The 4,554-nt window shown below is 68.5% G+C and carries 5 protein-coding genes; 1 reads left to right on the forward strand and 4 read right to left on the reverse strand.

Annotated elements, in window-relative coordinates; translation table 11 throughout:
• Positions 1-202: 202 nt before the first annotated feature.
• The 4 genes from ACFV4K_RS34815 to ACFV4K_RS34830 all read right to left on the reverse strand — a co-directional run bounded on the left by ACFV4K_RS34815 (position 203) and on the right by ACFV4K_RS34830 (position 3,448).
• Positions 203-613 carry a hypothetical protein gene (locus tag ACFV4K_RS34815; protein WP_379280557.1) on the reverse strand — a complete coding sequence of 137 codons (411 nt, stop codon included), beginning with the start codon at positions 611-613 and terminating at the stop codon, positions 203-205.
• 90 nt (positions 614-703) lie between these two features.
• Positions 704-2,305, reverse strand: coding sequence for a hypothetical protein (locus tag ACFV4K_RS34820; protein ID WP_379280558.1), 1,602 nt, complete (start codon positions 2,303-2,305; stop codon positions 704-706).
• Between the two features lie 273 nt (positions 2,306-2,578).
• Positions 2,579-2,845 carry a WhiB family transcriptional regulator gene (locus ACFV4K_RS34825; RefSeq protein WP_379280559.1) on the reverse strand — a complete coding sequence of 89 codons (267 nt, stop codon included), beginning with the start codon at positions 2,843-2,845 and terminating at the stop codon, positions 2,579-2,581.
• A 57-nt stretch (positions 2,846-2,902) separates the two neighbouring features.
• A complete protein-coding gene (locus ACFV4K_RS34830) occupies positions 2,903-3,448 on the reverse strand; it encodes an HNH endonuclease (protein ID WP_357085029.1) in 546 nt (181 codons plus the stop codon).
• Positions 3,449-3,720: 272 nt separating this feature from the next.
• On the opposite strand from ACFV4K_RS34830, the gene ACFV4K_RS34835 reads away from it, so the two are divergent.
• On the forward strand, positions 3,721-4,533 hold the full coding sequence (locus tag ACFV4K_RS34835; RefSeq protein ID WP_379280560.1) for an amidohydrolase family protein: 813 nt from the start codon (positions 3,721-3,723) through the stop codon (positions 4,531-4,533).
• Positions 4,534-4,554 lie beyond the last annotated feature (21 nt).

Consider the following 4,554-nt stretch of genomic DNA (forward strand, 5'->3'; position numbering starts at 1 on the left):
GCGTCAAGCACACCCGCGCCAAGGTCTGGCCGTCCGTCCGCCGCATCGACGGCGCCTACGGCGACCGCAACCTGGTCTGCTCCTGCCCGCCGATGGACTCCTACACCGACGCGGAGTGATCCGATCCAGCTGAACAGGCAAGCGCCCCATCGGTTTACCGAACCGATGGGGCGCTCGTCGTTGTGGCGCAGGGTGAAACGGGTCAGGCGTGGACCGGCTTGTAGGTGGAGATCGCCCAGATCACCACGACGTCGAGGGCGATGATGAGGAGCGACCAGGCCGGGTAGTAGGGGATCCAGAGGAAGTTCTCCACGATGGACAGCGCCGCCAGCACGAGGGCGGCGGTGCGGCCCCAGGTGGAGCCCTTCAACAGGCCGATCGACACGATGATCTGGACGATGCCGACACCGATGTGGATCCAGCCCCAGCCGGTGGTGTTCAGCTTGTAGATGTAGTCGTAGCCGACGACCAGCAGGTCGTCCGACGCCACCGCGGAAATGCCCTGCAGGACCGAGAGCACGCCGATGACGAGCAGCAGAATGCCGGCACCGATGGTCGTTCCGGCGGCCAGGCCCTGCTTCAATGTGGGTTCGGGACCCGTACTGTGTGTCATCCGCCGAATATGCCACGAGTTAGCTGGCGGATCCGGACATTACGGCCATGTGTTGCCGTGCTGTTGCTCGGTCCGGATCCGCCCGCTGGGTCAGGGCGTCGTCAGCGCCTGCGAGACCGCCGTGCCGAAGGGCAGATCCGCGGTGGTGTTGACCTTCGTGTAGGTGCCGCTGGTGCGCTGGGTCAGCGTTTGCAGGGTCTGGGTTCCCGCGCCGCCGACCACGATCACGTCGATGCGCACCGGATGCGCCGGATCGGTCGCGGCGGCGATATCGGCGAGCAGCTGGTCACCGGTGACGGGGGAGTCGTCCTCGGGGCCGTCGGTGATGAGCAGGATCGAATTGGTGCGCGCGGCGGCGTAGTTGGCGAGCACGTTCTTGTAGGCAGCCTCCAGGGTGGGGTAGGTGCGGTCCTGCTTGGACTGGCTCGCGGTCACCGTGGTCAGGCCCTGGGCGAGGGCGTTGCGCTGGGCGTCGGTCAGCGGCGCGGTCGGGGTCAGCACCTTGTGCGCGTTCGCGCCGTCGAGGTTCTTGGCGTACTCCCACACGCCGAGCCCGAACTCCGGCGGCATCACGGTCATCGTGGACGACAGCGCGGCCACGGCATTGCCGAGCCGGGTGCCGAAGCCCTCGGTGGTGGACATGGAGGAGGAGACGTCGAGCAGGACGGTCGCCTGCACGCCCAGCACCGGGTGGGCCAGGATCTGATTCACCTTGTCCAGGACGGCCTTCGACGGCGCCTTCGTGGTCGCGGGGGCGGCCGCGCCGAAACCGTTGTCGGTGAACAGTTTCGACTGTTCGGGGGCGCGCAGGAAGTCGGAGAACAGGCCCGCGATGAGATTCTGGGTCTGGTCGACCCAGGGGCCGGTGAGCTGTGCGGCGGGGAAATCGGCCACCGGGCCCGCGTTGTCGGGACGGTAGGCGGTCAGTCCGGCGTGGACGCGAATCTGCTGCTCGGTGGCGGGCACGGCGTGCACCGGCCCGGCGGCATCGGCCGCGCCGGCCAGATCGGCGAGTGCACTGGAAGCGTCCTTCACGGCGGGCGCGCTCGCGGCCAGACCGGAGATCGCGGAGACGACCTGTCCGGTGACGACCGCCTTCTCGTCGAGCGGGTCGGTGCCGGAGACGCCCGACCCGACCGCGGCCGCGACGGCGACCGTCGGGTCACCGCCGGGCATGGCCAGACGCAGCTTGCCCCACGCGGGCAGCCCGGCATCGGCCAGCGAACCGGTCTGCAGCTTGGCCAGATCCGCCCAGTGCACCTTCGAGGTATCGAGGGCTTGGCGCAATTCCTCGGGCACGGCCAGCACCACCGGGCTCACCGCGACCGGAGCCGGCGTGCCCGCGATCAAACCCGGCACTCGCATCTGCTCGACCGATCGCGAGGACTGCGGAATCCAGAGCGCGGGCTGCGGACCCAAGGCCGGGTCCCACTTGTTCGCGACGAACGCCGCCACCATCGCCGCCGACGGTTGCGCGGTCACCGCCACCTGCGCGCAGTGATCGCGAACATGGGGCGCGGTGGCATTGAACCGATCCGCGGCGGCCTGCACCGGCGTCAGAATGTCCGGATCGACGGTCACCGCCAGCGTGGCGGTCCCCTCCACACACGACGACGCGGCCCGGCTGTCCTTCTCCTTCGACCGATTCGACAACCAGGCCCAGCCGACGACCGCCAGCACTAACACAATCACCGCGACGACTGCGATAACCGGTCCTTTGCTGACACCTCGTGACCCGCCCGCGGCGCGATGAGTACCCACGAGCGCCCATCCTATGTTGACGCCCACCACCCCACCTGTTCCAGCCGGTAACGCCCATCCCGACCGGCACGAAAACGGGCGGCCACCTCGTTCCAGCGAGGTGACCGCCCGGGCAACCAACTCCCACATCGGGGGTTCGGGGGCAGAGCCCCCGCCGTCCCCGGGGATTCGGGGGCGAGGCCCCCGAGAGTCCCGAGAGTTGGGCTAGTCGCGGATCATCTTGCCGCGGTCGTACTCGTGCCCACCCCAGACGCCGGACTGGCCGGTGCGGGCCGCGAAGTCACCGCAGTCGCGGCGGATCGGGCAGCCCGCGCAGATGCCGCGGGCGTAGTCGAAGTCCTGCGACGGGTACGGGAACCACGCCTCGTGGTTCGGGTCACCCTTGCAGGCCGCGCGCGCCCAGTAGTCCTTCGAGTCGGAGATGGGGAGCAGATCCGCCAGGGTCTGCTCCTGCAGTGCAATGTTCGTCATCGGATCTCGCTCCTTTCCTGTCCGATCACGCGGGATGGCTGTCTGTCGTTCCTCGAGTCAGGAAGCCGCCAGTTCCTTCCAGATCTGGCGCTGGGCCCGCTCTCTGTCATTGGGGGCCTTGGGCTCCCACAGCAGGCGCATGCCGGCCTCCGCGGGAGTCCGGTCCGCCTTGTACGTATTGCAGGGACCGCACGCGGCGATGAGGTTGGCCCAGGTATTGGGCCCGCCCCTCGACCGCGGGCGGATGTGGTCTACGGTGCGGGCCCAGCCGGAGCAGTACCCGCAGCGGTACCGGTCGCGGCGCAGCACCGCCGGGAGGGTGGCGCGGCTGTCGTCGTCGTGCGTCAGGATCCGGTGCTCGAGGTAGATGTAGCGGGTGAGCCGGATGGTCTCCGGCAGCGCCACCTCCACGTGCCGCGAGCGGATCGGGAAGTGCGGCTGCCGTTCGGCGACGGTCTCGGCGGCCCCGCCGAGCAGCAGCACCACCGCGCGCTCGGCGCGGATCGTGGTCAGCGCCTCGTAGGAGGCGTTGAGCAGCAGCACTCCGGCGTGTATCCAATTGTCGGTGGTTATCTCCGGGTCTTCGGCATGACGGAACAGCATGGGGGTCACCATGTTTCGTGAAAGGGATCGAACAGGAAAAGGGGGTCGGCCGGTTACGAATGGGCCCGGAGACGGCCGAAGCCCCGGTACTGTTCGTCGATACTCGGATTCAAAGCCGTCTCCCCCTTCCTGCTGGTCACGACCGTGTCGGTCGGCTGATCTTCGATGAATCACATGGTGGCACAACGACGCTGCGTTGTCGGCTGATTTTTTTCCGCCCCTGGTGCATGGAGAACGATCCGCGACGGCCGTTTGTTCCCCACACTGGAAAGGTGACGATCGACGCTTGGGCTCAGCATCCGACGGAGCGTTTTCTCGCGCGTGACATCTTCGATTCGCTGCGGCGGTGGACCGGGGGAGCGATTCCCACCGGCGAGATCCCGTTGCAGGCGACGCTGGCGGCGATGGACGCGGGCGGCATCGACCGGGCGCTCATCTCGGCGTGGTGCGCGCCGGAGGGCACGCTCATCTCCAATGACGAGGTCGCCGCGTGGGTGGCCGAGGCCCCGGACCGCCTGACCGCCGTGGCCTCGGTGGACCTGCGGAAACCCATGGAATCGGTGCGCGAGCTGCGGCATCGGGTGCGCGACGAGGGCTTCGCGGCGGTCCGCGTGCTGCCGTGGCTGTGGGAGGTGCCGCCGACCGACGCCCGCTTCTATCCGCTCTACGCCGCCTGCGTGGACCTCGGGATCCCGTTCTGCACGCAGGTCGGGCACACCGGTCCGCTGCGGCCCTCGGAGCCGGGCCGCCCGATCCCCTATATCGACCGCGTCGCCCTGGACTTCCCGGAGCTGATCATCGTGTGTGGTCACGTCGGCTATCCGTGGACCGAGGAGATGATCGCGGTGGCCCGCAAACACGAGAACGTGGTGATCGACACCTCCGCCTACACCACGAAAAGGCTGCCGCCCGAACTCGTCTCGTATCTGAAGTCCGCGAGCGGGCGGCGCAAGGTGCTGTTCGGCACCAACTATCCGATGATCCTGCCCCAGCACGCTCTCGACGGTTTCGACGCGCTGGGCCTGGACGACGAGACCCGCGAGCTGTACCTGGACGGCAACGCGCGCCGCGTCTTCGGGCTCTGACGCGGCGAGCGGGGGTCGTGC

It is taken from the genome of Nocardia sp. NPDC059764 (assembly GCF_042732555.1).
Classification (GTDB): domain Bacteria; phylum Actinomycetota; class Actinomycetes; order Mycobacteriales; family Mycobacteriaceae; genus Nocardia.

What these genes read in the sequence shown, in the direction of transcription:
- ACFV4K_RS34830 (WP_357085029.1), bottom strand. Translation starts at nt 3,448, where the DNA reads ATGCTGTTCCGTCATGCCGAAGACCCGGAGATAACCACCGACAATTGG.
- ACFV4K_RS34825 (WP_379280559.1), bottom strand. Translation starts at nt 2,845, where the DNA reads ATGACGAACATTGCACTGCAGGAGCAGACCCTGGCGGATCTGCTCCCC.
- ACFV4K_RS34815 (WP_379280557.1), bottom strand. Translation starts at nt 613, where the DNA reads ATGACACACAGTACGGGTCCCGAACCCACATTGAAGCAGGGCCTGGCC.